Origin of the sequence: Rhodococcus sp. T2V (assembly GCF_029269925.1) — a bacterium.
Lineage (GTDB): Bacteria > Actinomycetota > Actinomycetes > Mycobacteriales > Mycobacteriaceae > Rhodococcus_F > Rhodococcus_F koreensis.
The window spans coordinates 18,914-45,680 of sequence record NZ_JARJBD010000083.1; the positions used below are offsets into that span (position 1 = coordinate 18,914).

Genomic DNA, 26,767 nt, shown 5'->3' on the forward strand with positions numbered 1-26,767 from the left:
ACGATGGCAAGGTCAGATTCGCGCGGAGTCGGCGAGGGACTTACCACGCGTCTCGGGCGCCCAGGCGGCACTGACAGCAAGGCCGATCAGGGCGATCGCGGCAGCGCCGAGCATGGTCGGGCCGATGCCCCAGCGGTCCAGGGCGATCGGGACCATATAGGTACCGACGGCGCCACCGACTCGGCTGAGTGACGAGGCCAATCCCACCGCACTGCCTCTGATCTCGGTCGGGAAGAGTTCGTTGGGGTACACGAGCTGAAGGACCTGCGCGCCCCCGGTGAAGATCGCGTACGTCGCGAACAGGCACAGGATGACAGGTACCGGACTGCCCGGGAACAATCCCAACAGGAGCAGGGTCAGTCCGGACCACGCGAAGCTGTGGATCAGCAGGGTGCGGCGACCCAGCTTGTTGATGGCGGTCAGCGCGATGACGCAGCTGACCAGGAGCAGGATCGTGACGGCGGCCGAACCCATGTTCGCCACCCGCCCGTCGAGGCCGAGACCGGCGAGGATCCTCGGCCCGAAGGCGTACACCGCGAACAGCGGCACGACCGACGCGGTCCAGAAGGTCGTGATGAAGACGATTCGTCCGAGGTATCCCGACTTCCAGAGCGGGCCGATTGCCCCGGCAGGACGGCCGGACTCGATCTCGAGTGTGGCGTGTGGGCCGAAGATTTTCGTGACGATCGCATCGGCTTCGGCGACGCGTCCCTTGCCGGCGAGCCAGCGCGGTGACTCCGGTGTTCCGGCACGGGCGAACACGGCCACGGCGGCCGGTACCGCGGCACTGGCCAGCACCCACCGCCACCCCTGATCACCGAGTCCGCTGACGAGATCCCCGACCACATAGGCGGACGCGGCACCGAGGAACCACATCACGGTGAGGGAACCGATGAAGGGGCCACGATAATTCTTCGGGATCAACTACCCGGTCCAGAACGACGCGGGTTTGCTGCTCACGTTCTCACTGGCTGTGAGAGGGGTGGCTGCCTTAGGCACGGTTGATTGGGCGGCCCGATAGTTGTCGTGCCCGAGTGCGGCAATGTTGGCAGCGGCGTTACAGTCCGCGTGGCCGGTCCATCCGCAGCCGCGGCACCGGAACAGCGCTTGACTGTGCCTGTTCGCGGTGTCGCAGTGCCCGCAGCGGTGGCACGTCTTACTGGTATTGCGAGGGTTGACCACCTGCACCGGCACTCCCGCGGCTTGCGCCTTATAGGTGATCTGGTCGCGCAGTTGCGCGAATGCCCAGGAGTGCAGTTGTTGCCGTTGTCTGCGTGCGAGCCGTACCCGGTCCCGGATTCCCGACAGGTCTTCTACCGCGATCCCTTGACCGGTGCGTTGTGCCTGGGCAACAATCGTTTTCGAGAGTTGATGATTGATGTCGGCGGCGTACCGAGCCTCCTTCCTCCGCCGTTTCTTCAGTTTCCGTTTCGCGGACTTGGTCCCCACCTTTTGCAGCGCGGACCGGATGGTTCCGTTCTTTTTCCGGCGGGCGGTGACCGCACCACCGGACCACCGCACGTCGAGTTCGGCCGGGTCGTCCGCGGTGGTCACCGCCAGGTTCACGATCCCCAAGTCCACGCCCAGCCACCCGGTGGGGTCGTCGGCGGGGACCAGCTGCGGCGGTGCGTCGGTGTCGACGGTTGCATGCAGGTAGAAAGATCCGTCGCGGAAAATCAGATCCGACTCGCCTGTGCGGTCGGCGAGCATTGTCAGCTGCCACGGCGCGCACACGAATCCGACGTCGCGCATCCGGCCCGCGCTCGTCCAGATCGACACCGTCGATCGATCGATCTGCCACGACAAGCACCGATCGTCGAACGGCTGGCCCGCGTCCCGACGGAACACGATCGCCTTACCCGCAACCTTCGCATACCGTGTCGATCCCGGCGTGCCGTAATTCCCGTCACGCAGGTTCGCCGTCCGGGTCGCGTACGCATCCGCGACCTTCTTGATGACCCGGATCGCCGGTTGCGCCGACAACCCGCACGCCTTGAGCTGGGCATAGACCTGCTTCTGCAGCGCGAACGGGCGCCGATCAGCGGCGGTGTGCGCGAGCTGCGCAACCACGTTCGCCCCCGCATTGCACAACTCCAGTGTCGATGTCAGCGCCACATACTGCTCCGGGGTGGGAACCAACTTCACGACAACGATCCGCTTCACCCTGCGCCTTTCCCTTCGTCACGAAGTATCGTCGCGGTGCGTTCACCGACCCGATGCTGACCCGATGCGAGCAGATCATGGCAGAGGTGTGTGACAAGTTCGGCGCAACGTTGACCGAGTTCACCGGAGAAACCGACCACGTCCACCTATTGATCCACTACCCACCCACCGTGCAACTCTCCACCCTGGTCAACAGCCTCGAGGGCGTCTCCGCTCGATACCTGCGCCAAGAGTTCCCCGACCACATCCAGAAATACCTGCGGGGCAATCACTTCTGGTCACCGTCCTACTTCGCCGCCTCCCACTCGCCATCGTCGCCGAGTACATCACCAACCAAGAACGACCAGAACCCACCCCAGAAAGCGACCCCGCTACGCGCCATCGCGCAGTACAGAATCAGCTTCCTCCCGGCCCGAAAGGGCCAGGCTTCCTCTGATTGATCCGGTGAACCAGCCGTCATCGGCTCCGGCCGTTACCATTGCGTCGAATCGTCCGTCCGAGAGCCAGGGGTGCCATGCCGCAGTTAGATCAGGCGTTTGCCGATGCACAGGAGAACGTCAACAAGCTCACTTCGCGGCCGGACAACGATCAGCTGCTGCAGCTGTACGCGCTGTTCAAGCAGGGGTCGAAGGGTGATGTCGAGGGCAAGCGGCCCGGTCGGCTGGACATGGTCAAACGCGCCAAGTACGACGCCTGGGCCAAGTTGGCGGGTACGAGCAGCGCCGACGCCAAACAGGGCTACGTCGACCTGGTAGCGCGGCTCACGCAGGGCTAGGCAGTAAGCACCAGATTCGCGTCTTCTGCGGTCTCGGAGTCGCCGATCCGGGTCACGAGGCGGGCGATCGCGTCGGCAACCGCAGTCGGTTGTTCGAGGATCACCGAGTGGCCGGCGCCGTCGATGCAGACGAAGTCGGCGCCGCCGACCTGCGCGGCGATCGACACCGAATGGGTGGGCGGCGTCATCAGATCCGCGGAACCGCACAGCACGAGCGTGGGAATCGCCGAGAGAGCGGGCAGCGTCCCGGACTCGTCGTAGGTCGCGAACGAGTTCAGGAAGCTGGTCATCGTCACGATCGGGGTCTCGTCGTGCATCGCGATCGCAAGCTCGACGGCGTGTGGGCTGACCTTCCGGTCGCCGAATTCGGCCCCGCGGATGACCGGTGCGAATACCTTGCACCCGAGCCGCTTCACCTGCTCCATGGAGGTCGGTGCTCGGCGCACGGCCTCCTGGACCCAGGACAGGACCGGGGCGCGCAGCAGTCGGCCGAATCCCGCGTCGGCCAGCCCACTCGCGGCGGTCGCGATCAAGCCGATCCCGGCGATGCGGGTGCCGATCTCGTGCGGATGCCGGCGGGCGTACGTCAGTGCGGTCATGCCACCCATGGAGTGTCCGACCAGAATGACCGGACCGGTGGGGGCGACGGCGTCGAGCACCGCGTGGAGGTCTCGGCCCAACTGCTCGAGGGTGTAGGTCGAAGCGGGCGCCACATCGGAATCGCCGTGTCCGCGATGGTCGTAGCTGACGATCCTGGCGTCGGTGTGCCGTCGCGTCAGCTCCTCCCGCACCAAGCTCCACGATTCGGAACTCAGGCAATGACCGTGCAGAAGGACGATCGTCACGGGGGCGTCGGTGGGGCCGTACTCACGAACCGCGAGCGAAACACCGTCGTCAGCCGAGACCGTGGTCCTGCGCCGGACCAGGGTGGGGGTGGTGCTCTCGATCGACATGACGACCTCCCTCCTCCGTGCAGTGACAGGTTCTACTGTCCATCGCGCGGGATCGGGAAATAAGCACCCCGAGTGCTGTCCGTAATCACCCGCGGGTGACCGACCCGCCACCCAGGGTGGGTGCGGCCGCGCCACTCCGCCGAACCCCTTCCGAAGTGACGCGCGTCACACCGAGCCCGGTTGGCGTAACGTTCCCGGCCCTCTCGGACACCGTTCGATCAGCCGCAGACGCTGGGTCCGCGGCACTCCGGATCGGGAAATACCATGAGCACCACACGGCTCCACCAGATCACCCACTCCGCCGCAACAACTTTCAGCAGCAGCACCGACCTGACCGATGCGCTGATCCGCGCAGCGATCGCACACGGCGAACACGAGAAGCGCATCGGCGCCGAGGATCCGAACTGGCCCCACTGGTACGCCGCCTACATGGTCGCCGAGCAGGCCGGGACGGAGTTGCCCGTCTAGCCGCCGTCTGCACCGTCCACCGGTCAACCCCTCACCGTTCACACCCAACCCAGGAGGACATCATGTCCACGATCCATCTCCACCAGACCACCACCGCAACCCCGCAACAATTCCTCGACGCCCTCACCGACTTCGGGCCCGGCCGCGAGGCGCTCTTCGGCAACAGCGCCGACGCGTACCTTCAGGTACACGAACTCGGCACCGATCATGCCGACGTCACCGAAGGCTCGGGCGGGGCCTGGGAACGCCTGCACTACGACTGGACCGATCCCCGCCGTGTCGTCATGACGACCACCGACTCCAACCTGTGGGGCGGCGCGTCGGGCCACACGTACACCCTCACCCCGCGACCCGACGGGACCACCGACATCGACGCCGTCGTGGTCCGCGACGGTAAGAATCTCAAAGGACGAGCACTCGGGGCCGTGCTCGGCGTCTTCGGCACACGCGTCCTGGGCAAGGCGTTCGACAAGACCGTCGCGGCCGTCGAAGCCCGCAACCACACCGCGCGGACGACGGACAACGCCTAGCGGCCGCCTGCGGCTCCCAGCCAACCCGTGGTTTCGTCGGATCTCTACGACGGCGGCGCCGGCCACGGGTGGTCGAGGCTGACGATCTTCACGATCTCCGTGAAGAAGTTCCACACGCCCAGCGGGTCGGCGTTCGAATTGACCAGCATCACCACCGTCTTGCCCTCGGAGGGAAGGTAGTAGGCATAGGTCTGGAAGCCCGCGATGTTTCCGTTGTGGCCGATCCAGCCGTTCTGGTTCTCGACCCCGAGCCCGTACAGCGAACCCGTCCCTTCCGACGGCGCCGGCTGAAACTGCTCCCGTTCGTGCTGGGTGGCGGGCGAGAGCATCGTTCCTTCTGCCAAGTCGCGCACCCACACGCGCAGATCGTCGAGCGTGGAAATCATGTTTCCCGCGCCGAATCCCCACGACGGGCTCCAGTCGGTCGCGTCCACCGTCGTGCCGTCGGGTGTTTTCGCGTATCCCCGGGCGTGCGGTGACGGAAGGGCCGCAGTGGTGGGGACCGAGGTGTCGTCGAGATTCTCGGGTTCCGTGATCCGCTCGGCGACGTAGGTATTCAGCGGCAGGCCGGATGCCTTCTCGACCACGAGACCCAAGAGGAGGGTGTTGGTGTTGGAGTAGTCGAACGCGGTTCCCGGCGCGAAGAGGGGTGGACGGCTGAAACTGATCGCGAGCAGTTCCTGGGGTGTCCATTGGCGCTGCGGCTGACTCGGGAGCGCCGGAATCACCACCTCGGAGTAGTCGAACAGCCCACTGCGCATGGCCGCCAACTGGCGGAGGGTGATCGCCTCGCCGTTGGGGACGTCGGGCACATACCTGTCGATCGGATCGTCGAGGCCGACCTTTCCCTCATCGACCAGTTGCAGCACGGCGGTGGTGGTGAAGGTTTTGGTGAGGCTGCCGACGCGCATGAACAGGTCCGGCGACATGGGGTCGCCGGTGGCGGTGTCGCGCACCCCGAACGCCTGCACGTAGGGCGCAGCGCCGTCCTGCCAGACACCGACGATCGCCCCCGGAACCGAGGCGCTCTCCATCGCCGTCGGGATGGTTTCGGTGAGCTGCGCATCGGGCAAGACCGGTGCATCGTCCGATTCACCGCATCCCGCCAGTCCCGTCGTCAGGACCGCCAGCACGGCGGCCAGTCGCCGCACCGAGGATGTTCGTGCCACCCCGCTCTCCCATCGCTGTCTCGAATCTCGACCTGCTCGAAGCTTGCGCGGAACACTGTTTCCAGTATGGGCGGCCGTACCCAGCCGGGGAGGCGGAATACTTCGAGTGAACCGTCACCGACGAGTCGGGTGGCGTGTTAGAACGAACGAGTGGCACTCGGCGAACAGATCGAGATCGACGCTCGGACGCGCATGATCGTGGGTCAGGCGCTCGACCTGGCCGCGCACCAACCGGACGTGGGCAACGTGATCGTTCACCGAGCCGGAGATCTCCTGGTGCTCGTCGACAGCGGGGTGACCACCGCGTTCCGCGACGCAATCCGATCCGCCGCCGACGACCTCGCCCCGTGGTCGAAGATCCTGCTGCTCACCACCCACGGCCACCCCGACCATGTCGGGAACAACGACCTCGTCAGCGACCTCGGCGACGGACTCGACCGCTCGAACGTGCAGCATTTCGTCAGCGCACACGACGCGAGCCAGTACCGCGATGACGGTCTTCCCTACTGGATCACGAGTCTCGAGCGCGTGTCCGGACTGGTGCCGGGGTTCGAGGATCCGGCTGACGCAGCGCGCCGGCTCCTTGCCATGTACCGGCCCTACGTTCCCGTCACCGACGTCACCCGGACGTACGAGGAACTCCCGCTCGAGCACCTCGTCATCGGCTCTCAACACGTGTCGGGTTGGTCGTTCGGAGACGGTGCCGTCCAGGTCGTCCGCACCCACGGCCACTGCGCCGGCCAGGTCGTCGTCCACCTTCCCGGGGCACGATTGCTGCACCTGTCCGACGAACCGAACGGGCCGTGCGGCGCGATGCACGACGCCAACCAGATGAACATCTTCGCCGCGGCCGCCCTGGCGCTGACGCTCGTCGAGACCGGCGCCGTCGACGTCGTCACGGAGGGCCACGCGTTCGAGGTGTTCGATCGCCCGGCCGCAGCCGAGCGCCTGGCGTCGCTACTCGATCAGGCTTCGGCGCTCGACGGCGCCGCACAGGCATTGCTCACCGATCGCATCGACGATCTACCGGCGTTCGTTCACGCCTTCATCGCGCGATCCCAGGAGCTGGGCGTATCGGGTGCGAATCCGAACCCGATGTTCAACACCATGATGACGATCGCCAAGTTGCGCGAGCTCGGTCTGGTAGCGAATGGTGCAGGTTCGCAACAGACGTGGACCCGGCCCGCGCTCGACGACTCCACGCGCGCACCCTGATCCCCGGTTGCGGCAGTCCACGTCGGGACTCGCCGGTCACCGCACCGTGAGATGGCTCTTCGCCCACTCCGCCAGTTCGTCGAGGACCGGCATCAGTGACTGACCGGCCCCGGTCAGCTGATAGGTGACCGACACGGGCGGTCCCTCGCAGACTTCCCGCGTCACCAGACCGGCCCCGGCCAGTTCGACGAGACGGTCGGAGAGCACCGAATCGCTGATGCTCCCGACCGATCGTCGCAGCCCGGAGAACGTCGCCGGGCCCGACCTCAGTGTCGCCAGAATGACGCCGTTCCAGCGTTTGCCCAGGAACGTGAACGCTCTCGCGAGCGCGCCGTCGCACGCGCGCGGATCGTGCTGTTCGACGCCTGAGCTCATACCTCGACCATAGCAAGGTGCTAGCATCCAACTGTCAACTAGTTTTTTACTAGTAACATCTTTGTTGCTAGTCATCGAGAGGGAAGCAACCATGAGCTCAGACGTACAGACGCGACCGGAACTGGACGAGGCGGGTCGCGCCCTGCTGTTCAGCGAGGCACGCACGGCCAACAGTTTCGCGTCCACCCCGGTGACCGACGAGCAGCTCGCCCGGATCTGGGACCTCGCGAAGTGGGCACCCACTGCGGCGAACACCCAGCCCCTGCGGATCGTCTTCGCCCGGACCGACGACGGTCGCGCGCGACTGCTGCCACACATGAGCGAGGGCAACAAGGCGAAGACCGAGTCGGCGCCCGCGGTCGCCATCCTTGCCGTCGACACGCAGTTCCACGACCACATCCCGGCGTTGCTGCCGTTCCGGCCGGAGCTGCGCGACGTCTTCGAAGGCGACGAGAAGATGCGCGAGCGAACGGGCGATTTCAACGGTGCACTCCAGGCCGGCTACTTCATCCTCGCCGTCCGATCCCTCGGCCTGGCCGCAGGCCCGATGGCAGGCTTCGACGCCGCCGGAATCGACGCCGAGTTCTTCCCCGACGGCCGCTTCCGTTCCATTCTCGTCGTCAACATCGGGCACCCCGGCGAGAACCCCTGGTTCGATCGACTCCCCCGCCTGGACCCGGCCGACACCGTGTCCTGGGTCTGAACTACTCGCTACTCGTCCGAACTCTCGCGACGGTGCGACCCGCGCCGACCGGATCGGGGGCTGGGATCGACGGTCACCTCGTCTGTGTCGGCGAAGACGAGGCGCCCGTCGTCGAGCGCGATCGCCCACCGGTGCGCCGGCGCCCAGTCGTGCCCGGCACCACCCGGCTCGGTGAGTGCCGCGTAGTCCTCGACGACCTCACCGGTCACATCAGCCTCGGCCTTCCTGCGGACCAGCACCCGCGTGCCGACGGTCAACTCGGGGCCAGGCCCCGACCTGTCATCGCTTGTGTCGGCCATCGCGCACCTCTTCGTTCGGCGAACCTGGTCAGGAGCATAAGCACCTGCGGGCCCCGGGGCGACCCGAGCACCGAAAGAGCCGACCGTCCGGACCGTTTCCCAGCGGGCACGAGAAACGAATCACCTAGTCAATTCCCGTCTTTGACCGATTAGGTTCCCGCTGTTCCGGGTAGTCCGGTAGCCGCACGATTTTCACAGTTTCCGCTATGTCGAACGGCATGCGGTAATGGGCGGCAAGAGCAAAAGCGAGGTGCACGGCAATGACCACAGCCGGTGGAGGCCCGAGCTCGAGCAGCCTGGCCGATGTCATCGACACCATCTTGGACAAGGGCCTGGTCATCGACGCCTACGTCCGGGTCTCGCTGGTCGGCATCGAACTACTCACCATCGACGCCCGCGTCGTGGTTGCGAGCGTCGACACCTACCTGCGTTTTGCCGAGGCGGCGAACCGACTCGCGATCGGCAGCGAACCGAAAGGCCTCACCGATCTCGTCTCCGACGTCAAGGGCAGCGGCAGCACGAAGTCCAAGACCAAGGGCGTACTCGAGGGCGTGGGCGAAACGCTCAGTGAGCTGCTCGGCGGATCGGACGACGAACGCGAACCCGCACCCCGTCGGAGGCGGACGTGACCACCGACGCCGAGGCCACCGCCACGTAGAACACGTGTCAGATCTATCGCCCGCGACGGCTCTCGCTGTAGCATTCGGGGATGAGTCGAGTAGGTAGCTACAGTGACGATGACGTGGCAGGTTGGCTGTCGATCTCACCCGAACTGGGTGGTGCGCTCGGCGCCTTCACGGACGCGGTCTACAACCGGAACCGGTTACCGTTACGCGTGCGGGAGATCGCGCGGATGGCGGTCGCGGAGGCCAACGAGTGCGCCGTGTGCCTCGGTACCCGCGACAGCAGTGGCGCCGACGCGGGCATCGACGAGCACTTCTACGATCACGTCCTCGAGTGGGAGTCGTGGCCCGGGTACAGCGCGCAGGAGCGGACGGCGGCGGAGTTCGCGCACCGGTTCGCCACCGATCACACGGCGCTGCGCGAGGACGAGGACTTCTGGGCGCGGTGTCACGAGCATTTCACCGACGAGATCCTCACCGACCTGGCGTTGTCGTGCGCGTTGTGGCTGGGGACGGGGCGGGTGCTGCGGGTGCTCGACATCGGTCAGACGTGCAAGCTCACGCTCTGAGCGTGCCGGTCGTCACTCCCATTCCCGCTGCGGCAGGACGTCCTCCATGAGCCTGCGCAACGCGGGGTTCCGGCTGTCCGAGCGCCAGGCGGCGTTCATCTGGACGGGCCGGTCGCGGATCGCGGAGACGGGCCGGAACACGACCCCTTCCGGGTGCATCGTCTGCGCGGATTCCGGGACGAGGGCCAGGCCCAGCCCGGACCGGACGAGCACCAGCATGGTGTGCACCTGCGTGACGTACTGGACGTAGCGCGGGGAGGCCCCGACGATCGTGAACGTGCTGATGAGCAGTTCGTGGAAATACCGCGCATCGACCGGCGAATACATGACGACGGGCTGGTCGTCGAAATCCTCCACCGCCAACTGGTCGGCGTCGGCGAGGGGGTGACCCGCGGGCAGCGCGGCGACGAGACGTTCGTGGTGGATGGGGCGGGTGTCGATGCCGGGGCGGGTGAGGATGGGGCGGATCAGTCCGAGGTCCAGTTCACCGCTGATCAGCGATTCGATCTGCACCGACGTGACCATCTCCCGCAGAACGAGTTTCACGTCCGGCAGCCGGTCGCGTGCGGCCTCGAGCAACCTCGGCAGCACCGCGTGCGCGGACGCGCCGGTGAACCCGACGACGACGGTGCCGAGATCACCGGCAGGCACCCGCCGCACCGTCAGGGCGGCACTCTCCGACAGACTCAGAATGCGCCGGGCGTCGGGCAGGAACGCCGCCCCGGCGGCGGTGAGGGTGACGGACCGGCTGGTGCGGTCGATCAACTGCACCCCGAGTTCGCTTTCGAGCTGCTGGATCTGACGGCTCAGCGGCGGCTGCGTCATGTGCAGGCGCTCCGCGGCGCGACCGAAATGCAGCTCCTCCGCGACGGCGATGAAACACGACAGCCGTGCGAGGGAGAACATTCGATCCACTCCTTTGCCTCGAGGTGGAACTCAATCTAGCCCACGGTGAAGGCGCCGACCGCGTGAGCGGTCGGCGCCTTCCGGTGCTCCGGCTACCAGCGCGGGCAGGTGTTCTCGAACGTGGGATCCACCGACTTCATGTATCCGGTGTCGTCGCGGTCGCGCACCCCGCAGTCGAGGTACTGCTGGTGCAGGGCGGCGAGGGCGTCCTCGTCGATCTCGACACCGAGACCCGGCGTCGTCGGCACGGCGACCGCGCCGTCGACGAACTTCAGCACACCCGGCTCGACGACGTCCTCGGTCTTCCACGGCCAGTGCGTGTCACACGCGTACGTGAGGTTCGGGGTGGCGCCGGCGAGGTGCACCATCGCGGCCAGGCTGATCCCGAGATGCGAATTCGAGTGCATCGACAGGCCCAGGCCGAAGTTGTCGCAGATCCCGGCGAGCAGCCGCGACCGCTGCAGGCCACCCCAGTAGTGGTGATCCGACAGCACGACCTGCACCGAATCCGTCAGCACCGCAGGCTTGAGCTGATCGAACGCGACGACGCACATGTTCGTGGCCAGCGGCATCTTCGCCTCACGCGCGACCTCGGCCATGCCGTCGAGACCGGGTGTGGGGTCCTCGAGGTATTCCACGATGCCGTCGAGTTCCGACGCCACCCTGATCGACGTGTCGACGGTCCACGCGGCGTTGGGGTCGAGGCGCAGCGGCAGGTCGGGGAACGCGGCCCGCAGCGCCTTGATGCCGGCGATCTCCTCGTCCGGGGAGAACACGCCGCCCTTGACCTTGATGGCCTCGAAGCCGTACTCGCCGATCATCTTCTGCGCCTGGCGGACCAGACCGTCGGGGTCGACCGCCTCGCCCCATTCGTCGTGCTCGGCACCGGGGTGCCCGGCCCACTTGTAGAACAGGTAGGCACTGAACGGGACCGCGTCGCGCACCTTGCCGCCGAGAAGATCGGACACCGGCCGGCCGAGCGCCTTGCCCTGCACGTCGAGGCACGCCACCTCGAACGGGGAGAACACGCGGTCGGTGGTGCTGGCCGTGGTGATCATGCCCGCGACACCGTCACCGCCCGTGACGGTCAGCGTGGCGATCTTCGCGTCGATCGCCGCGCGGATCGCGTTGAGCGCGAACATGTCCAGACCGATGATCGCCTCGGCGGCGGCCTCGAGCCGGAGCAGGTGGGCCGTGTCGGCGTAGGTTTCACCGAGTCCGACGAGACCGCCGTCCGTGTCGAGCTGGATGATCGCGCGCAGCGCGTACGGCTGGTGCACGCCGACCGTGTTGAGGAGCGGCGGGTCGACGAACGCGACGGGCGTGATCCGCGCGCCAGTGATCCGGATCGGTGCAGTAGTCATCAGACCGCCGCCTGCACGGCGAGAGCGTCCGCGAGAACGGCGCGGCCGGCTGCGGTGATCCGAGTGAGCTCACGCAGGTGCACGTCGCTCGTGGGGACGAGCGGCGGACGCACGGGCCCGGCGTCGATACCTTCCATCGCGACACCCGACTTGATCAGCGACACCGCGTATCCGGGCACCTGGTCGCGCAGGCGCACCAGGGGGTGGAAGAAGTCGCGGAGCAGTGCGTCGGTGAGTTCCTGGTTGCCGGATTCGAGTGCGTCGTAGAAGCCGAGCGCGAGTTCCGGCGCGAAGGCGAACGTGGCGGACGAGTACAGCGTCACACCGATCGCGCGGTACGCCTGCTGGGTCACCTCGGCGGTGGGCATGCCGTTGAAGAACAGGAACTGCTTGCCGGACGGGGCGAGCGCGTCCTTCACCGCACGGACGATGCGGCCCACCTTGTCGAGGTCACCGGTGCCGTCCTTGAACCCGACGACGGTCGGGAACTGCGCGACCTCCACGGCTGCCGCCTCGTCGAAGCGGGCGTTGCCGCGGTTGTAGACGACGAGCGGCAGGTCGGTGGTCTCGGCGACCGCGCGGGTGTAGTCCACCAGTCCGGCCTGCGGCATCGTCACCAGGTACGGCGGGAGCAGCAGGATGCCGTCGGCGCCGTTGGCTTTCGCGCTGGCGGCGAACTCCTTGGCCTGCTGCACGGAACCGCCGGCGCCGGCGAAGACGGGGACCCGTCCGGCGACGACCTCCGTCGCCTTGGCGACGATCTTGCCGAACTCTTCCAGCCCGAGGGCATGGAATTCGCCTGTGCCGCAAGCAATGAAGACGCCTCCGGGGCCGGCGTCGACACCCTTGGCGACGTGCTCGGCGAGCCGGTCGTAGTCGACGTCGCCGGATGCTGTGAACGGGGTGACGGGGAAGAACAGGACGCCGTCGAGCATGGGGAACTCCTTCACGAGGGAAAAATCAGGCTTGGGTGAGTCGGCCGTCGATGCGACGCCACAACTGGTCGGGGTTGCCGTCGGCGATGGCGGCGGGGAGCAGCGAGCTCGGAACATCCTGGTAGGCAACGGGTCGCAGGAACCGTTCGATGGCCAGTGAACCCACGGACGTGGTGCGCGAGTCGGACGTCGCGGGGTGCGGGCCACCGTGCACCATCGCGTGCCCGACCTCGACCCCGGTGGGCCAGCCGTTGAACAGGATTCGCCCCGCCTTGAGCTCGAGGACGGGCAGCAGGCGGCCTGCCTCGTCGAGATCGGCGTCGTCGACGTGGACGGTCGCGGTCAGCTGGCCTTCCAGCTTCGCCGCCACGGCGCGCACCTGCTCGGCGTCGCGGCAGCGGACGATCAGGCTGGACGAGCCGAACACCTCCTGCTGCAACACCTCCGAGCCCAGGAACGTGTCGGCGGCGGCGCTGAACAGCGCTGCCCGGCCGGTGTTGGGTGCGTCGGATTCGGTGCCGCGGGCCTCCACGGTCGCAGCTCCGCTGAGCGCGGTGACGCCGTCGGCGTAGCAGCCGGCGATGTTCGGGGTCAGCATCGGGGTGGGCGTGCTCTCGGCGACCGCGGCGCGCGCGGACTCGACGAACGAGGTGAGGCCGGGACCGTCGACCGCGATGACGAGACCGGGGTTGGTGCAGAACTGTCCGGAACCGAGGGTCAGCGACCCGACGAAGGCGCGACCGAGTTCGGCGCCGCGGGTGGTGAGCGCGTTCTCGAGGAGGAACACCGGGTTGATCGAGCTCATCTCCGCGTACACCGGGATCGGTTCCGGGCGACCTGCGGCGGCCGCGACCAGAGCGATACCGCCGGAACGGGATCCGGTGAAGCCGACGGCCTTGATGCGCGGATCCGTGACCAGCGCGGTGCCGAGCCCGCGGCCCGAGCCGAACAGCAGGGAGAACGTCCCCGCAGGCATGCCGGTGCTCGCGACGGCGTCGGCGATGGCGCGTCCGACGAGTTCGGACGTGCCGGGGTGCGCGTCGTGGGCCTTCACGACGACGGGGCAGCCCGCCGCCAGTGCGGATGCGGTGTCGCCGCCGGCGACGGAGAACGCGAGCGGGAAGTTGCTGGCACCGAACACCGCGACCGGCCCGAGCGGGACCTTCCGCTGGCGGATGTCGGCACGCGGCAACGGGGTGCGGTCGGGCAGCGCGGGATCGATGCGGGCACCGTTCCAGCCGCCGTCGCGCAGGACGCCTGCGAACAGCCGCAGCTGTCCGGAGGTGCGGGCCACCTCGCCGGTGACGCGGCCCTGCGGGAGTCCGGATTCGGCGCACACCCGGGCGATCAGCGTCTCGCCGAGCGCCTCGATGTTGTCGGCGATCGTCTCGAGGAACCGGGCGCGCTCCTCGGACGTCGTGGCGCGGTACGGCGCGAACGCCTCGGCGGCGGCGGCGCAGGCGGCGTCGACGTCCCGGTCGTCACCGTGCGCGAAGCCGGGCTCGAGCTGGTGGCCGGTGGCGGGGTCGATGCCGTGGATGGTCGTGCCGGAACCCTGCACGGGGTTGCCCGCGATGATCATCTGTCCGGTCACGTCGGTCCGGTTCACCGTTGCTGTCATGATGCGATCCTCGAATTCTCGTCTGCGTTTCGTATGGTCCGGTGACGGGTCATTTGGTGGCCAGGGTGTCGTCGGACGCCACCTCTGCGACGTTCGCGACTTCGTCGATGTCTTCCTTGTCGCGCCGGAAGTACGTCACCGCCGCGGCGGCGGCCAGGGCGAAGAGCGACAGCACGATCAGGCCCATCGTCACCGTGCCGGTCTGCTCCTTGATGACACCGAAGCCGAACGGGGCCACGAATCCACCCAGGTTGCCGAGCGAGTTGATGATCGCGATCGCCGGTGCCAGCACCATCGGGTGAAGCGTGCGCTGCGGAATCGACCAGAACAGCGGGCTCGCGCTCTTGAAGCCCATCGTCGCGAGGCACAGCAGCGGCAGGGCCAGCCAGGGCGTGACGAACGCGGCGGCCATCGTGCCGATACCGCCGATGAGCAGCGCGGCGACGAGGTACGGCTTGTGCCGTCCGGTGCGGTCGGCGGAGCGGTTGGAGAAGTACATCGCGAAGATCGCGCAGATCCACGGGAGCGAGGACAGCAGCCCGACCGTGATGTCGGTGGTGCCCGGGATGCGGCGGATGATCGACGGCAGCCAGAACGTGTTGGCGTAGATCGCCATGGTGATCGCGAAGAAGATGCCGCAGCACACCAGGATCCGCGGCTGCAGGAGCAGCTTCCAGCGCGAGCCCGACTCGCCGCGCTTCGCGGACGCCTCGCTCCGCAGCACGTCCTCCTCGGCGATGACGGCCTGCAGGTCGTGCTTCTCCGGGCCGGTGAGCCACTTCGCGTCGTCGATCTTCGAGTCGAGCAGGCGGTAGGCGATGCACCCTACGACCACCGACAGCAGGCCCTCGAGGGCGAACATCCACTGCCAGCCGTGGTGCCCGCCGAGTCCGTCGAGGGACAGCAGCGGTCCGGACATCGGTCCCGAGATGGCGGCCGCGATCGAGGAACCGGCGATGAACAGGGCGGTGGCCCGGCTGCGGTGGTTGTTCGGCAGCCAGCGGGTGAAGTAGAAGATGATGGCCGGGAAGAATCCGGCCTCGGCGACACCGAGCAGGAAGCGCAGGGCGTAGAACATCTCGGGGCCGTTGACGAACGCCATGGCCGCGGACACCAGGCCCCACGAGATCATGATGCGGGTCAGCCACACCTTGGCGCCGAACTTCTCCATCAGCACGTTCGACGGCAGTTCGAAGATCGCGTAGGCGATGAAGAAGACACCCGCGCCGAATCCGTACGCCGCGGCGCCGATGCCCACATCTGCTTCGAGGTGGGTCTGGGCGTAGCCGATATTCGAGCGGTTGAGCTGGTTACAGATCAACATCACGATGAACAGCGGCACGACACGGCGGAAGATCTTGGAGACCGCGCTGTCGACTGCCGGCGAGACGGCGAGGGGGAGGGTCATCGGTGACTCCTCTCTCTGGATTCGGGGGGTGACGAAGTTGGGGGACTCTGATCACGCCCCGATCCGGAAGCGTGACCTGAGTCATAGGAATCACGCTAGAGGGATGTTCGATACATGTCCAAGTCAAAGATTCTCGCTATCGATACCGAAGTTGTATCGACTCGGGTGGTGCTAGTTTCCCTACCGTGAGCGCCGGCGCAGTCACCTTCGAATTCGTCCACACGACCCGCGAATTCTTCCCTCAACTGCAACGATGGCTCCGCGAACCGCACGTCGCGCGGTTCTGGAACCACGACACCGCGGACGCCGACATCGAGCGCGACTTCGGCGGCAGCATCGACGGCACCGAACCCTGCGAGGACTTCCTCGTGCTGCGGGGCGGCGTGCCGTTCGGCTTCATCCAGCGGTACCGGATCGCCGACTATCCCGAGGACCTCGCGCTCCTCGCGGCCCTCGTCGAGATCCCACCCGGCAGCATCTCCATCGACTACTTCGTCGGCGACCCCGGGTGTATCGGCCAGGGGCTGGGAACGGCGATGATCCGGGCGTTCGTCGCCAAGTGCCGCGCCGACCTGCCCGACGCCACCGCGATCGTCGTCCCCGTCGTCGTCCCCAACCGGGCGTCGTGGCGGGCGCTGGAGAAGGCCGGCTTCCGACGCGTCGGCGAGGGCTACCTCCCACCCGACAATCCGATCGATGACGGAAGCCACTACGTCAGCAGACTCGACCTGCTTGAATGAGAAGATGTGCAGGTGGATGGCATACTCCGGCGATCCGATCCTCGTCGAGGACCTCCTCTTCCGGCCGGTCCATTCCCTGATCGACCAGAGCTTGCACTCCCGCATGGGTGCGACCACCACGAACGGTGACGGGTTCGGCCTCGGCTGGTACGGGGACGGCCCCACCCCGGCCCTGTTCAAATGCATCGAACCTGCCTGGAACGAACGCAACCTGCAGGAGATCTCGCGCCAGATCCGGACGCCCCTGTTCTTCGCGCACGTGCGCGCATCGACCGGAACTCCCGTGCAGCGCAGCAACTGTCATCCCTTCCGGCACGGCAACTGGCTGTGGATGCACAACGGCGCGCTGCGCGGATTCACCGAGATGAAGCGCGATCTTGCCCTGGCCGTCGACCCGAGTCTCTACCCGCAGATCGAAGGATCCACCGACTCCGAGACACTGTTCTTCCTCGCGCTGACGTTCGGACTCACCGACGACCCGTTCACCGCCGTCGCACGCGCCGTCGGGTTCGTCGAGGACGTCGGCGCCCGGCACGGGGTCGAGAACCCGGTACAGGCGACGATCGCCACCACCGACGGCGTCTCCGTCTGGGTATTCCGGTACTCGACCGAACAGCAGACGCGCTCGCTGTTCTTCTCCACCGCGATGGACAAGGTGCGCGCCCTGCACCCCGAGGTGGAGGTGTTGCACGAGCTGGGCGACGAAACCCGGTTCGTGGTGTCCGAACCGCTGCGCGACCTCGAGGGCGCGTGGCAGGAGGTGCCCGAGTCCCACGCCGGGGTCATCCGCCCCGGCGACGACGAGATCCGGCCGTTTCTGCCCGTCCCACCCGTCCGCTGAGCCCGCGCCCCACTCCCTCACTGCGTGCGGGACGCCCGGCGAGCGCGCACCGTACTCCAGAACAACTCGAGCACAACCGCCAGCACCACGATCCCGATCATCGCCACGAACGTCTCCGGGGCGGTCAGCAGCGTCTGCACGGCGAAGACGACGAGAACGACGACGGTCAACGCGATTCCGGCGACGAGGATGCCTGCGCGGGAATCCGTTTCGTGGCGCAGCCGGTAGGCCGCGATCGACGTCACGAGAAAGATCGCGAGGGCCACGGCGCTGCCGAGGGAGGCGATGGCGGTGAGATCCACCAGATTCGCCAGGAGCAGGATCAGCGCGACCGAAATGGTCAACCCGCGAGTGCCCCCGACCCAGGCTCGACTACCGAACACCGGTGGAAAGGTCCCGGATTCGGCGAGTTTGGCGGTGGAGCCGGCCGCTGCATAGACGTTGGCGTTGACCGACGAGGAGGTGGCCAGCAACGCCGCGAGAGCCATGATCGCGAAACCGGCGTCGCCGAGGGCGGGTTGGGCCGCAACGGCGAGGGCCGTATCGCCGTTGTCGATGACCTCCTGCACGGTCAGGGTTCCGAAGACTCCGAGGGCGATCAGCACGTACAGGAGGATCGTGATGCCCAGGGCCAGGTACATCGCACGGGGCAGGTTGCGACGCGGGTCGGGAAGGTCGCCGCCGGTGAAACTGATGACGGTGAAGCCCAGATAGGCGAAGAAGGTCAGCGCCACGCTGCCGACGATATCCAGTGTCGGCGGGTACGTGGACGGTGCAAGCAGGCTCGGGTCGAGTTGAGCGAGGGTGACGACGACGAAGAGGGCGAACACCGCGAGAAGGATCACCACGATCCCGGTCTGGACCCGGTCGATGAACCTGGTGCCTGCGATGTTGATCGCCGCCACGAGCACGACCACGCCGGAGGTGAGTATGCGGCTCCACACACCCGAATCGTCGAAGAACAGTGCCGCCCCGTAACTCCCGAACGAGACGGCCACCATGGCGGTGACGATGAGCGCCGCGAAGTACAGCAGCCACGACGTGATCGCGGTGATGTGCCCACGGCCATACCCCTGCAGCAGGAATGTCACGATGCCACCCGAGGACGGGTAGCGCGCCCCCAACTTCGCGACGGCATAACCCTGCAAGGTGGCCACCACGCCGGCAAGGAGGAACGACAGCCACACCGCGGAGCCGGCCACGGCCCCGGCCTCCCCGAGGAGGGCGAAGATGCCGGCACCGACCATCGAGCCGACGCCGAGAAACGCGGCGCCGCGCACGGTCATGGTCTGGGCGCCCGCGGGGATACCCTCGCCGGAGTCCCGTCCGTCGACGGAGTCACGGGCCATGTCGTTCATGGTGCAACCGCCACGTCTGCGATGGGCCGAGATCGGTCGCATCAGTCCGATATCCAACTGGAGAACTGCGCCGGCTTCGTCCCGTTACCAAGATGGCAATTGAATTTTACCGGAATTCTGCTGCGATTTCGGTCCGGGCAGGCGCACAATTCGATTTGGCGGGCCTTGACGCGCCCGTGGGAGGTGGACCGTGGCGATGCGGTGCCGATCGAGCGGAGTGCCCTGAGCATCCGTCGTCATGCGGTCATGGACGTGGCGAGTTCGCAATACGAATTCGGTTTCTTTGTCTCGGATTTCGGGTGGCAGTCGAAGATCTCCACACTCACCGGAGGGCTCGATGACATCGATCGCGCATCCGACGCCCACGCCGTTCACCGGCGAAGACTACCCCGCCCGAGTGGCACGAGTCGTGCACGACGCCGTCGCCGCGGGCTTGGACGGTCTGCTCGTCACGCCGGGACCAGACCCGGTACCGGACACGGGATCAGGGTCACCACGCACGAGCCGCCGTACATCGTCGAGGGCGAGGAACAGCTCCTCGTCCCCGGCATGTGCTTTTCGATCGAACCGGGCATCTATCTCGAGGGCAGGTTCGGGATCCGCATCGACGACATCGTCACCGTCACCGAAGACGGCGGACGCCGCCTGAACAACACCAGCCACGACCTGCGGGTTGTCGACTAGGAGGGCAGTGGGATGACACGCAGCAGCGAGGCCGGGAACGCCGACCGCCGGTTCCGAGACAGGTGGATGTCATGAGTGCGCCGGACATACCCGCCGACCAGCCGCCCGCCCAGGCCGAGGCCCGCACCCGCGGTCCGGCGGCGTCGTGGATTTCCTGGCTCGCCCTGGCGTTGATGACCACCAGTTCGGTGGCGAGCCTGCGTCCGTCGCCGACGATGGCCGTGTACGGCCTGGCGTGCGTGTTCCTGTACCTCATCCCCGCTCTGGTGTTCCTGCTGCCGACATCGCTGGTGTCGGCCGAGCTGGCATCGGGATGGGAAGGCGGCGTCTACAACTGGGTCTCCCGCGGGATCTCCAAGCCGATGGGATTCCTGGCGGTGTGGTGCCAGTTCGCCATGACGATCTTCTACTATCCGAGTCTGCTCGGGTACGTCGCAAGCACGCTCGCCTACGTCATCAACCCGGCCCTCGCGAGCAACGGAGTGTGGACCGCGATAGTCATCATGGTGACCTACTGGTCCGGGGTCTACATCTCCTCGCGCGGAACGAAGGGTGTGGCAGGTCTTTCCAGCGCCGGCCTGATCATCGGCACCCTGGTGCCCGGTGCACTGCTGGTGATTCTGGGAACGGTCTTCCTGGGCCAGGGCAATGCCTCCGCCGCACCGATGACCGCCGACCACCTGCTGCCCGCGTGGGCCGGTCTGGCAAGCCTCGTGTTGATCGTCAACAACTTCCTCTCCTACTCCGGCATGGAGATGAATGCGGTGCACGTGTCGTCCCTGCGGAACCCGGGCAAGGAATTCCCTCGCGCGATGTTCCTGTCCATGGGCCTGGTCCTGGCGATCTTCATCCTGCCCGCGCTGGCGATCAGCTGGGTGGTGCCGGCCGAACAGCTGTCCCTGACCGCCGGGGTGATGCAGGCATTCGACGCGGTCTTCGCGGAATTCGGCTGGCAATGGCTCACACCGGTGATCGGAATCATGCTGGTGGCGGCGTCGCTCGGTGGCATGTTGACCTGGCTCGCCGGCCCGTCCAAGGGCTTGGTGCTCATCTCCCGGCAGGAAGGCTATCTGCCGCCGTTCCTGCAGCGGGTCAACAAGCACGGCGTGCAGCAGAACATTCTGGTCACGCAGGGCCTGGTCACCACCGTGATCGCCCTGCTCTACGCGTTCATCCCCGACGTGTCGAGCGCGTACTGGATCTTCTCGGTGATCACCACGCAGGTGTACCTGATCATGTACCTGCTGATGTTCGTCGCCGCGGTTCAGCTGCGCCGCAAGGCCCCCGACCACCCGCGTGGATACCGGGCACCGATGCTGGTCGGACTGTGCGGGGTCGGGTTCGCCGCCTCACTCGCCGCTCTCCTCATCGGCTTCATCCCGCCGTCGCAGTTCAGTTCCGGCAATGCCGGCGTGTACGTCCTGATCGTCGGCGCGGGAGCACTCGGCCTCGGCCTGCTCGTGCCCTACCTGTTCTACAGGGCCCGGAAGCCCTCGTGGAAGCAACCCGAGGAGAGCGAGTCATGACCACCGCGAAGGAAGCCTCGAGCCGACGCGACCGCATGATCATCTATGGTCTCGTCACCTTCATCATCGTGATCCTCACGATCATCGCCCTGCTCCTCTTCCCCTACGTCTCGTCGAACCGGGAAGCCGACGACAAGGCGGATCAGCTCATCGCGGCCCTCGACTCGGCCGGTGCCCGGGCACCGTCGCACGACCAGATCGTCGGGGTGCTCGGGGACGACGGCGGGGCGATCTGCGCCAATCCGAACGCTCCCCTCGCCCGGGCCACGCTGCTGTCCCAGATGGCCAACGGAGCGGGCGGGCCGGGAACCCGGCCCGTCGTCGTGGACGAACGGGTGGTGAAGGGGGAACTATTGATCATCCAGATCTACTGCCCCGACAAACTTCCCGAATTCCAGCAGTTCGTCGGCGACCTCGAGACCAGCGACGTGGCAGGTGAGTGAGCGATGAACCTGAGAGAACGCATCAGCGACCTGATGCCGCAGGCGCGAGAAGAACTGACCGAACTCGTCGCCATGCAGTCGGTGGCCGACCCCCGCCGGTACCCTCCCGAAGAATGCCACCGTGCGGCCGTATGGGTGCGAGCGAAATTCGCGCAGCACGGCTTCACCGACGCCCGTCTGGAAGAAACGCCCGACGGCAGCCGCGCCGTGGTCGGGTCACGCCCCTCCCCGAACCCGCACGCCCCTACCGTGCTGCTCTACGCCCACTACGACGTCCAACCCCCGCTCGACGACACCGCCTGGGAAACACCACCGTTCCAGCTCACCGAGCGGAACGGACGCTGGTACGGACGCGGCACCGCCGACTGCAAAGGCAACATCCTCGTCCACCTGACGGCGCTGCGAGCCCTCGGAGCCGAACTCCCCGTGCACCTGAAACTCGTCGTCGAGGGGTCGGAGGAGCAGGGCACCGGCGGTCTGGAAGCCTTCGTCCGCGAAAATGCCGATCTCCTGCGCGCCGACGCGATTCTCGTGTGCGACACCGGTAACGCCGATGTGGGCCTGCCGGCCGCCACTGTCAGCCTGCGGGGATTGGTCAACGTCGTCGTCACCGTCGAAGCACTCACCTCCGATCTGCACTCCGGCATGTTCGGTGGCGCCGCCCCGGACGCCCTCGCCGCGTTGATCGCGATGCTGGCAACGCTGCGAGACGCCAAGGGCAACACCACCGTCAACGGTGTGGACAACACCCAGACCTGGACCGGAGAACTCTACCCACCGGAACAGTTCCGCACCGACGCCGGCATGCTCGACACCGAATCGTTTCTCGGCGACGGCACCGTCTCCGACATGCTCTGGGCGCGTCCGGCGCTGACCGTCCTCGGCATCGACTGCCCGCCGGTGGTCGGATCGGCGGCCGCGATCGCACCGCGGGCACGCGCCCGCCTGAACCTGCGGATACCGCCCGGGCTCGAACCCGCGCAGGCACAGCGAGCGCTGATCGACCATCTGCATTCCGCGGCGCCGTGGGGGGTGGCCGTCGACGTCGAGGTCGAGGGCTCGGGGGCGCCGTACCGGACCCGCACCGACGGACCTGCCTACCGGGCCCTCGGTGCGGCCATGGAGGAGGCCTACGGCCGGCCCATGGTCATGCTGGGACAGGGCGGCTCCATTCCGCTGTGCAACGTCCTCGCCGACACGTACCCGGACGCCGAGATCATCTTGATGGGCGTCGAGGAACCCCGGGCACTGATCCATGCCCCCAACGAAAGTGTCGACCCCTCGGAGATCGCGGCGATGTCGATGGTCGAAGCCCGGTTCCTGCAGAACTACGCGAGTATCCGCTCATGACGTCCGCAGCGGGTCCGGCCCGCACGTCACCGCAACTGGGCGCAGCGGTCCTCCTCGTCACCGTCGGGGTGCTCGAGATCCTGCAGGGCCTCTCCGCCGTGTCCAAGGACGAGGTGCTCGTCGTCGAGGCCGGATACACCTACGAATTCGACGTCACCTCGTGGGGGTGGACCCACATCGTGCTCGGGGCGCTGGTCGCGGCGGCGGGTGTCGCTCTGCTCGCGGGGGTGACGTGGGCCCGCGGCGCCGCCTTCGTGATCTGCGGTCTGTCGATCGTCGTCAACTTCCTGTGGCTGCCGTACTACCCGATGTGGGCGATCACCCTCATCGCGCTCGACGCGGTCGTGATCTGGGCTGTGGCGGCCTGGCATCCCACTAGGGTCTGACGTCCGCGTGCTCGGCTCGCCATCTGCTCGGGCTGACCCCGAACCGGCCGCGGAACCACCGTGAGAAGTTGCTCGGCGCCGAGAACGCCAGCATGTCCGCGATCTCGGTGAGGTTCAGCCGCGGATTCGCGACCATCCGTTCGGCGAGTTCGGTGCGGGTGCCGTCGAGGACGGTGGAGAACGACTCCCCGCTCTCGGCGAGACGGCGGTGCACGGTTCTCCGGTCGACCCCCAGGCTGCGGGCCACCTGCTCGACCGAACAGCGGCCGGTGGGAAGCAGCAGTTCGATCAACTCGCGGACCCGGCTCACGATCGTCACGTCGTCCGACGGCTCCCACGATTCGAGCAGTTGCTGGGTGTAGGGGCGGAGCAGCGGATCGGACATCTTGTTCGGCGCGTTCAGGTCGCCGGCCTCGAGGACGATGCCCGCGAACTCGTGGTCGAACTTCATCGCAGGCCCGAACAGCCGGCGGTGCGTCGCGGCGTCGGCCGGTGCCGGGTGCGGGAAGCAGACGGCGAGCGGTTTCCAGCCGCCGCCCAGGAAGCCCCGCAGCAGCCGGTGCAGCACCCCGACCGCCAGTTCCACCGACTGCCGGATGTCGGTGGCCTCCCCCACGTCGAGTTCGATTCGCAGGGTCACCAGCCCGCCACGTTCCGACATCCGGGTGCGCAGCGCCTCGTTGTACGTGTGGTCGTAGCGGGTGAGGACGCGCAGGGCGCTCCGGACGTCGGGTTCCTCGCGGACGACGAGGCTGAGCGGTCCGAGGTTGGAGAACTGCCTGCGTTCGGCGAGGCGAACCCCGAAATCCGCGTATCCGGATCTGTCCGCCGACTGCTCGAGCAGTCGCGCGATCGCTGCGGCGGGTATCCAGCGGTCCTGCAGGCCGAGCCCGGACGGGTCGAGGCCGGCGGCGCGCAGCAGCGGCGCCGGCTCGAGTCCGAGCGACCGGCACAGTTCCACGTACCCGTTCAGTGATGCGTAACGCGCGAGGGGTTTCATGTCCCGCCCCTGCTCTGTCCCGACACCTGGCCGTGTCCCGAAATGATAGGCCTCCTGTCCCGTCAGGATAAGCATACGACCGGACGCGCCCCTACTGTTAGGTGCATCACAGAGAGACGGCGCGGAGAGCTACCCCACGGCACCGGGTCACCCCGGCCCGCCCCCGCGAGCAGTTCCGCAGCGGTACCGCGCCGATCATCACGTCGAAGAGGAGAATTACTGTGGCACAGGCTGTTCGGTTCTACGAGCACGGCGCACCCGAGGTCATGCGGTGGGAGTCCGTCGAGGTCGGAGAACCCGGCCCGCACGGGGTCCGGATCCGCCACGAGGCGGTCGGCCTGAACTTCGCCGACACCTACTTCCGCACCGGCCTCTACCCGGCCGAACTGCCCGCGGGCATGGGCGTCGAGGGCGCCGGTGTGGTCGAGGCGGTCGGCACCGGAGTGACCCACGTGCAGGTCGGCGACCGCGTCACCTACACGGGCAGCCCGCTCGGCGCCTACAGCACCGAACGCGTGATGCCTGCCGCTCCGCTCATTCCGCTGCCGTCCGCGATCGGCTTCGACACGGCCGCCGCGATGACGATGCGCGGACTCACGTCGGCCTACCTGCTGCGCCGCATCGCCCCGCTGAAGGCCGGCGACACCGTGCTGCTCCACGCCGCCGCGGGCGGTGTCGGACTCATCTTCACCCAGTGGGCGAAGCTGCTGGGCGTCAACGTGATCGGCACGGTCTCCACCGACGAGAAGGCCGCGATCGCCCGCGCCCACGGCTGCGAGCACGTGATCGTCTACACCCGCGAGAACGTCGCCGAACGGGTCCGCGAGATCACCGACGGCGCCGGCGTTCCCGTCGTCTACGACAGCATCGGCCAGTCCACCTTCGAGACCTCGCTCGACTGCCTCTCCCGGCGGGGACTGCTCGTGTGCTTCGGCACGGCGTCGGGACCGATTCCGCCGATCAACGCGATGCAATTGGCCGTCAAGGGTTCGCTGTTCGTCACCCGGCCCGCGCTCGCCGACTACATCGCCGACCCGGCGGAGCGCGCCGAACTCGCCGGTGAACTGTTCGGCCACGTCGAGGCGGGCCGGATCCGCATCGAGATCAACCAGAGCTACGGACTCGAGGACGCCGTCCAGGCGCACCGCGACCTCGAATCCGGCACCAGCATCGGCTCCTCGGTGTTCCGGCTCTGAGCCGCGCCACCCTCACCACGACGGAGACACCATCATGAACGACACCGCGCAACTGACGTATTCACCCGAGCGGCACGCGATCCTCTCCCCCTCGGGTTCGTTCCGGCTGACGCCGATGACCTGCTCTCTCGGCGCCGAATTGTTCGACGTGAACCTCGGCGACGTCTCTCGCGACGACGCCCTGTTCGCCGAACTCCGGGAACTGCTGCTCGAGTACAAGGTCTTGTTCTTCCGCGACCAGGACATGAGCCGTGCCGAGCACGTGGCGCTCGCCGAGCGCTTCGGGCCGCTCGAGGATCATCCCGTCGCGGGCAGCGACCCCGAGCATCCCGGGCTGGTGCGGATCTACAAGGACCTCGACAGCCCGGCCGAGCACTACGAGAACGCTTTCCACTGCGACGCCACCTGGCGTGAGAACCCGCCCATGGGGTGCGTGCTCCGGGCCGTCGAGACGCCGCCGGTCGGTGGCGACACCATCTGGGTGAACATGGCGCTGGCCTACGAGAAACTCCCCGACCGGGTGAAGGAGCAGATCGGCGGACTGCGCGCCCGGCACAGCATCGAGGCCTCGTTCGGCGCGGCCCAGACGCCGGAGCAGCGGCACGCCCTGCACGAGCGGTTCCCCGACGCCGAGCACCCCGTGGTGCGCACCCACCCGGAGACCGGCGAAAAGATCCTGTTCGTCAATTCCTTCGCAACCCACTTCGTCAATTACCACACCCCGGACAACATCCGGTACGGCATCGACTACGCGCCCGGCAGCAGCAACCTGCTCAACTACCTGATCAGCCAGGCCTCGATCCCCGAGTACCAGGTGCGGTGGCGGTGGACCCCGAACAGCGTTGCGATCTGGGACAACCGGTCCACACAGCATTACGCCGTCCAGGACTACTGGCCCGCCGTCCGCAAGATGGAACGCGCCGGAATCGTCGGCGACCGGCCCTTCTGAATTTCTCACTTCCCCTGGTCATCAGTTCCGATTTCGAAACGGAGAACACCCATGCATTTCCACGACGACGCCCTCTTCCCCGAAAACCAGGAGAAGCTGGTCATCACGTGTGCCCCGTACGGTCCCGAGTGGGAGCCGGACGACTTCCGCGAGGACCTGCCGCTGACGATGGACGAGCACGTGCAGAAGGCGGTGGACTGCTACGAGGCCGGCGCCAC

Annotated in this window: 30 protein-coding genes and 1 pseudogene; 18 read left to right on the forward strand and 13 right to left on the reverse strand. The window is 67.1% G+C overall.

Features of this window, described 5'->3' with window-relative positions; all coding sequences use genetic code 11:
• Positions 1–12: 12 nt before the first annotated feature.
• Positions 13–924, reverse strand: a complete 912-nt coding sequence (locus P3H15_RS41350; RefSeq protein ID WP_276142580.1) for an MFS transporter — start codon at positions 922–924, stop codon at positions 13–15.
• Positions 925–2,163 carry a transposase gene (locus P3H15_RS41355; RefSeq protein ID WP_276142581.1) on the reverse strand — a complete coding sequence of 413 codons (1,239 nt, stop codon included), beginning with the start codon at positions 2,161–2,163 and terminating at the stop codon, positions 925–927.
• A gap of 71 nt (positions 2,164–2,234) precedes the next feature.
• On the opposite strand from P3H15_RS41355, the pseudogene tnpA reads away from it, so the two are divergent.
• Positions 2,235–2,599, forward strand: a pseudogene (gene tnpA / locus P3H15_RS41360) (IS200/IS605 family transposase); the annotation flags it as partial.
• Positions 2,600–2,677: 78 nt separating this feature from the next.
• Positions 2,678–2,938, forward strand: a complete 261-nt coding sequence (locus tag P3H15_RS41365; protein ID WP_124391839.1) for an acyl-CoA-binding protein — start codon at positions 2,678–2,680, stop codon at positions 2,936–2,938.
• Here the strand turns inward: P3H15_RS41365 and P3H15_RS41370 are convergent.
• Positions 2,935–3,891, reverse strand: coding sequence for an alpha/beta fold hydrolase (locus tag P3H15_RS41370; RefSeq protein WP_276142582.1), 957 nt, complete (start codon positions 3,889–3,891; stop codon positions 2,935–2,937). The two genes, P3H15_RS41365 and P3H15_RS41370, sit on opposite strands and share 4 nt — an antisense overlap.
• 264 nt (positions 3,892–4,155) lie before the next feature.
• Here P3H15_RS41370 and P3H15_RS41375 point away from each other — a divergent pair, with 264 nt between their 5' ends.
• On the forward strand, positions 4,156–4,359 hold the full coding sequence (locus P3H15_RS41375; protein WP_276142583.1) for a glyoxalase: 204 nt from the start codon (positions 4,156–4,158) through the stop codon (positions 4,357–4,359).
• 62 nt (positions 4,360–4,421) lie between these two features.
• The gene (locus tag P3H15_RS41380) at positions 4,422–4,889 is read left to right on the forward strand and encodes a hypothetical protein (protein ID WP_276142584.1); all 468 of its coding nucleotides are present in this window, start codon (positions 4,422–4,424) and stop codon (positions 4,887–4,889) included.
• 44 nt (positions 4,890–4,933) lie between these two features.
• Here P3H15_RS41380 and P3H15_RS41385 read toward each other — a convergent pair whose 3' ends face one another.
• The gene (locus P3H15_RS41385) at positions 4,934–6,058 is read right to left on the reverse strand and encodes a serine hydrolase (RefSeq protein ID WP_276142585.1); all 1,125 of its coding nucleotides are present in this window, start codon (positions 6,056–6,058) and stop codon (positions 4,934–4,936) included.
• A 150-nt stretch (positions 6,059–6,208) separates the two neighbouring features.
• Between P3H15_RS41385 and P3H15_RS41390 the strand changes: the two genes are divergently transcribed.
• Positions 6,209–7,273: an MBL fold metallo-hydrolase gene (locus tag P3H15_RS41390; RefSeq protein WP_276142586.1), complete on the forward strand. Its 1,065-nt coding sequence runs from the start codon at positions 6,209–6,211 to the stop codon at positions 7,271–7,273.
• A gap of 36 nt (positions 7,274–7,309) precedes the next feature.
• Here the strand turns inward: P3H15_RS41390 and P3H15_RS41395 are convergent, their stop codons facing one another.
• Positions 7,310–7,648, reverse strand: coding sequence for a helix-turn-helix domain-containing protein (locus P3H15_RS41395; protein WP_276142587.1), 339 nt, complete (start codon positions 7,646–7,648; stop codon positions 7,310–7,312).
• A gap of 91 nt (positions 7,649–7,739) precedes the next feature.
• Between P3H15_RS41395 and P3H15_RS41400 the strand changes: the two genes are divergently transcribed.
• A complete protein-coding gene (locus tag P3H15_RS41400) occupies positions 7,740–8,351 on the forward strand; it encodes a malonic semialdehyde reductase (RefSeq protein ID WP_276142588.1) in 612 nt (203 codons plus the stop codon).
• Positions 8,352–8,359: 8 nt separating this feature from the next.
• Here P3H15_RS41400 and P3H15_RS41405 read toward each other — a convergent pair whose 3' ends face one another.
• Positions 8,360–8,650, reverse strand: coding sequence for a hypothetical protein (locus tag P3H15_RS41405; protein WP_276142589.1), 291 nt, complete (start codon positions 8,648–8,650; stop codon positions 8,360–8,362).
• A 260-nt stretch (positions 8,651–8,910) separates the two neighbouring features.
• Here P3H15_RS41405 and gvpJ point away from each other — a divergent pair, with 260 nt between their 5' ends.
• Positions 8,911–9,279: a gas vesicle protein GvpJ gene (gene gvpJ, locus P3H15_RS41410; RefSeq protein ID WP_276142590.1), complete on the forward strand. Its 369-nt coding sequence runs from the start codon at positions 8,911–8,913 to the stop codon at positions 9,277–9,279.
• Positions 9,280–9,359: 80 nt separating this feature from the next.
• Entirely contained in the window at positions 9,360–9,842 is a 483-nt protein-coding gene (locus P3H15_RS41415) for a carboxymuconolactone decarboxylase family protein (RefSeq protein ID WP_276142591.1), read from the forward strand.
• A 12-nt stretch (positions 9,843–9,854) separates the two neighbouring features.
• Here P3H15_RS41415 and P3H15_RS41420 read toward each other — a convergent pair whose 3' ends face one another.
• The 5 genes from P3H15_RS41420 to P3H15_RS41440 all read right to left on the reverse strand — a co-directional run bounded on the left by P3H15_RS41420 (position 9,855) and on the right by P3H15_RS41440 (position 16,076).
• The gene (locus tag P3H15_RS41420) at positions 9,855–10,748 is read right to left on the reverse strand and encodes a LysR substrate-binding domain-containing protein (protein ID WP_276142592.1); all 894 of its coding nucleotides are present in this window, start codon (positions 10,746–10,748) and stop codon (positions 9,855–9,857) included.
• Positions 10,749–10,840: 92 nt separating this feature from the next.
• Positions 10,841–12,112, reverse strand: a complete 1,272-nt coding sequence (locus tag P3H15_RS41425) for a glucarate dehydratase family protein (protein ID WP_276142593.1) — start codon at positions 12,110–12,112, stop codon at positions 10,841–10,843.
• On the reverse strand, positions 12,112–13,047 hold the full coding sequence (locus P3H15_RS41430; protein WP_276142594.1) for a 5-dehydro-4-deoxyglucarate dehydratase: 936 nt from the start codon (positions 13,045–13,047) through the stop codon (positions 12,112–12,114). The genes P3H15_RS41425 and P3H15_RS41430 overlap by 1 nt, the downstream gene beginning before the upstream one ends.
• 25 nt (positions 13,048–13,072) lie before the next feature.
• Positions 13,073–14,668 (reverse strand): aldehyde dehydrogenase (NADP(+)), encoded by a 1,596-nt coding sequence (locus tag P3H15_RS41435; RefSeq protein ID WP_276142595.1) that lies wholly within the window; start codon positions 14,666–14,668, stop codon positions 13,073–13,075.
• A gap of 49 nt (positions 14,669–14,717) precedes the next feature.
• Positions 14,718–16,076: an MFS transporter gene (locus tag P3H15_RS41440; protein WP_276142596.1), complete on the reverse strand. Its 1,359-nt coding sequence runs from the start codon at positions 16,074–16,076 to the stop codon at positions 14,718–14,720.
• Between the two features lie 185 nt (positions 16,077–16,261).
• Between P3H15_RS41440 and P3H15_RS41445 the strand changes: the two genes are divergently transcribed.
• Positions 16,262–16,816: a GNAT family N-acetyltransferase gene (locus P3H15_RS41445; protein WP_276142597.1), complete on the forward strand. Its 555-nt coding sequence runs from the start codon at positions 16,262–16,264 to the stop codon at positions 16,814–16,816.
• 16 nt (positions 16,817–16,832) lie between these two features.
• Entirely contained in the window at positions 16,833–17,657 is an 825-nt protein-coding gene (locus P3H15_RS41450) for a class II glutamine amidotransferase (RefSeq protein WP_276142598.1), read from the forward strand.
• Between the two features lie 17 nt (positions 17,658–17,674).
• On the opposite strand, the gene P3H15_RS41455 is transcribed toward P3H15_RS41450, so the two are convergent.
• Positions 17,675–19,006 carry an APC family permease gene (locus P3H15_RS41455; RefSeq protein ID WP_276142599.1) on the reverse strand — a complete coding sequence of 444 codons (1,332 nt, stop codon included), beginning with the start codon at positions 19,004–19,006 and terminating at the stop codon, positions 17,675–17,677.
• A 255-nt stretch (positions 19,007–19,261) separates the two neighbouring features.
• Here P3H15_RS41455 and P3H15_RS41460 point away from each other — a divergent pair, with 255 nt between their 5' ends.
• The 5 genes from P3H15_RS41460 to P3H15_RS41480 all read left to right on the forward strand — a co-directional run bounded on the left by P3H15_RS41460 (position 19,262) and on the right by P3H15_RS41480 (position 23,404).
• Positions 19,262–19,699 carry a M24 family metallopeptidase gene (locus tag P3H15_RS41460; protein ID WP_276142606.1) on the forward strand — a complete coding sequence of 146 codons (438 nt, stop codon included), beginning with the start codon at positions 19,262–19,264 and terminating at the stop codon, positions 19,697–19,699.
• Between the two features lie 71 nt (positions 19,700–19,770).
• Positions 19,771–21,225, forward strand: coding sequence for an APC family permease (locus tag P3H15_RS41465; protein WP_276142600.1), 1,455 nt, complete (start codon positions 19,771–19,773; stop codon positions 21,223–21,225).
• Positions 21,222–21,668, forward strand: coding sequence for a hypothetical protein (locus tag P3H15_RS41470; RefSeq protein WP_276142601.1), 447 nt, complete (start codon positions 21,222–21,224; stop codon positions 21,666–21,668). Before P3H15_RS41465 ends, P3H15_RS41470 begins: the two co-directional genes overlap by 4 nt.
• A 3-nt stretch (positions 21,669–21,671) precedes the next feature.
• Positions 21,672–23,018 carry a dipeptidase gene (locus tag P3H15_RS41475; RefSeq protein ID WP_276142602.1) on the forward strand — a complete coding sequence of 449 codons (1,347 nt, stop codon included), beginning with the start codon at positions 21,672–21,674 and terminating at the stop codon, positions 23,016–23,018.
• Positions 23,015–23,404 carry a hypothetical protein gene (locus tag P3H15_RS41480; protein ID WP_072943790.1) on the forward strand — a complete coding sequence of 130 codons (390 nt, stop codon included), beginning with the start codon at positions 23,015–23,017 and terminating at the stop codon, positions 23,402–23,404. Before P3H15_RS41475 ends, P3H15_RS41480 begins: the two co-directional genes overlap by 4 nt.
• Here the strand turns inward: P3H15_RS41480 and P3H15_RS41485 are convergent.
• Entirely contained in the window at positions 23,394–24,404 is a 1,011-nt protein-coding gene (locus P3H15_RS41485) for an AraC family transcriptional regulator (RefSeq protein ID WP_072943791.1), read from the reverse strand. The genes P3H15_RS41480 and P3H15_RS41485 overlap by 11 nt on opposite strands.
• A 221-nt stretch (positions 24,405–24,625) precedes the next feature.
• Here P3H15_RS41485 and P3H15_RS41490 point away from each other — a divergent pair, with 221 nt between their 5' ends.
• The 3 genes from P3H15_RS41490 to P3H15_RS41500 form a co-directional block, all read left to right on the forward strand.
• A complete protein-coding gene (locus P3H15_RS41490) occupies positions 24,626–25,600 on the forward strand; it encodes a quinone oxidoreductase (RefSeq protein WP_276142603.1) in 975 nt (324 codons plus the stop codon).
• Positions 25,601–25,634: 34 nt separating this feature from the next.
• Complete coding sequence (locus P3H15_RS41495; RefSeq protein ID WP_276142604.1) at positions 25,635–26,549, forward strand: TauD/TfdA family dioxygenase; 915 nt, start codon at positions 25,635–25,637, stop codon at positions 26,547–26,549.
• A 51-nt stretch (positions 26,550–26,600) separates the two neighbouring features.
• Positions 26,601–26,767: 3-keto-5-aminohexanoate cleavage protein (locus P3H15_RS41500; RefSeq protein WP_276139731.1), on the forward strand; the 167-nt coding region annotated here is incomplete at its 3' end.

Excerpts from the sequence above, each read along its gene's own strand:
- gvpJ (WP_276142590.1), top strand. The coding sequence starts at position 8,911 with ATGACCACAGCCGGTGGAGGCCCGAGCTCGAGCAGCCTGGCCGATGTC.
- P3H15_RS41415 (WP_276142591.1), top strand. The coding sequence starts at position 9,360 with ATGAGTCGAGTAGGTAGCTACAGTGACGATGACGTGGCAGGTTGGCTG.
- P3H15_RS41430 (WP_276142594.1), bottom strand. The coding sequence starts at position 13,047 with ATGCTCGACGGCGTCCTGTTCTTCCCCGTCACCCCGTTCACAGCATCC.
- P3H15_RS41460 (WP_276142606.1), top strand. The coding sequence starts at position 19,262 with ATGGACGTGGCGAGTTCGCAATACGAATTCGGTTTCTTTGTCTCGGAT.
- P3H15_RS41440 (WP_276142596.1), bottom strand. The coding sequence starts at position 16,076 with ATGACCCTCCCCCTCGCCGTCTCGCCGGCAGTCGACAGCGCGGTCTCC.
- P3H15_RS41475 (WP_276142602.1), top strand. The coding sequence starts at position 21,672 with ATGAACCTGAGAGAACGCATCAGCGACCTGATGCCGCAGGCGCGAGAA.
- P3H15_RS41470 (WP_276142601.1), top strand. The coding sequence starts at position 21,222 with ATGACCACCGCGAAGGAAGCCTCGAGCCGACGCGACCGCATGATCATC.
- P3H15_RS41485 (WP_072943791.1), bottom strand. The coding sequence starts at position 24,404 with ATGAAACCCCTCGCGCGTTACGCATCACTGAACGGGTACGTGGAACTG.
- P3H15_RS41375 (WP_276142583.1), top strand. The coding sequence starts at position 4,156 with ATGAGCACCACACGGCTCCACCAGATCACCCACTCCGCCGCAACAACT.
- P3H15_RS41480 (WP_072943790.1), top strand. The coding sequence starts at position 23,015 with ATGACGTCCGCAGCGGGTCCGGCCCGCACGTCACCGCAACTGGGCGCA.
- P3H15_RS41495 (WP_276142604.1), top strand. The coding sequence starts at position 25,635 with ATGAACGACACCGCGCAACTGACGTATTCACCCGAGCGGCACGCGATC.
- P3H15_RS41465 (WP_276142600.1), top strand. The coding sequence starts at position 19,771 with ATGAGTGCGCCGGACATACCCGCCGACCAGCCGCCCGCCCAGGCCGAG.
- P3H15_RS41425 (WP_276142593.1), bottom strand. The coding sequence starts at position 12,112 with ATGACTACTGCACCGATCCGGATCACTGGCGCGCGGATCACGCCCGTC.
- P3H15_RS41370 (WP_276142582.1), bottom strand. The coding sequence starts at position 3,891 with ATGTCGATCGAGAGCACCACCCCCACCCTGGTCCGGCGCAGGACCACG.
- P3H15_RS41450 (WP_276142598.1), top strand. The coding sequence starts at position 16,833 with ATGGCATACTCCGGCGATCCGATCCTCGTCGAGGACCTCCTCTTCCGG.
- P3H15_RS41380 (WP_276142584.1), top strand. The coding sequence starts at position 4,422 with ATGTCCACGATCCATCTCCACCAGACCACCACCGCAACCCCGCAACAA.
- P3H15_RS41405 (WP_276142589.1), bottom strand. The coding sequence starts at position 8,650 with ATGGCCGACACAAGCGATGACAGGTCGGGGCCTGGCCCCGAGTTGACC.
- P3H15_RS41395 (WP_276142587.1), bottom strand. The coding sequence starts at position 7,648 with ATGAGCTCAGGCGTCGAACAGCACGATCCGCGCGCGTGCGACGGCGCG.
- P3H15_RS41400 (WP_276142588.1), top strand. The coding sequence starts at position 7,740 with ATGAGCTCAGACGTACAGACGCGACCGGAACTGGACGAGGCGGGTCGC.
- P3H15_RS41435 (WP_276142595.1), bottom strand. The coding sequence starts at position 14,668 with ATGACAGCAACGGTGAACCGGACCGACGTGACCGGACAGATGATCATC.
- P3H15_RS41365 (WP_124391839.1), top strand. The coding sequence starts at position 2,678 with ATGCCGCAGTTAGATCAGGCGTTTGCCGATGCACAGGAGAACGTCAAC.
- P3H15_RS41420 (WP_276142592.1), bottom strand. The coding sequence starts at position 10,748 with ATGTTCTCCCTCGCACGGCTGTCGTGTTTCATCGCCGTCGCGGAGGAG.
- P3H15_RS41455 (WP_276142599.1), bottom strand. The coding sequence starts at position 19,006 with ATGGCCCGTGACTCCGTCGACGGACGGGACTCCGGCGAGGGTATCCCC.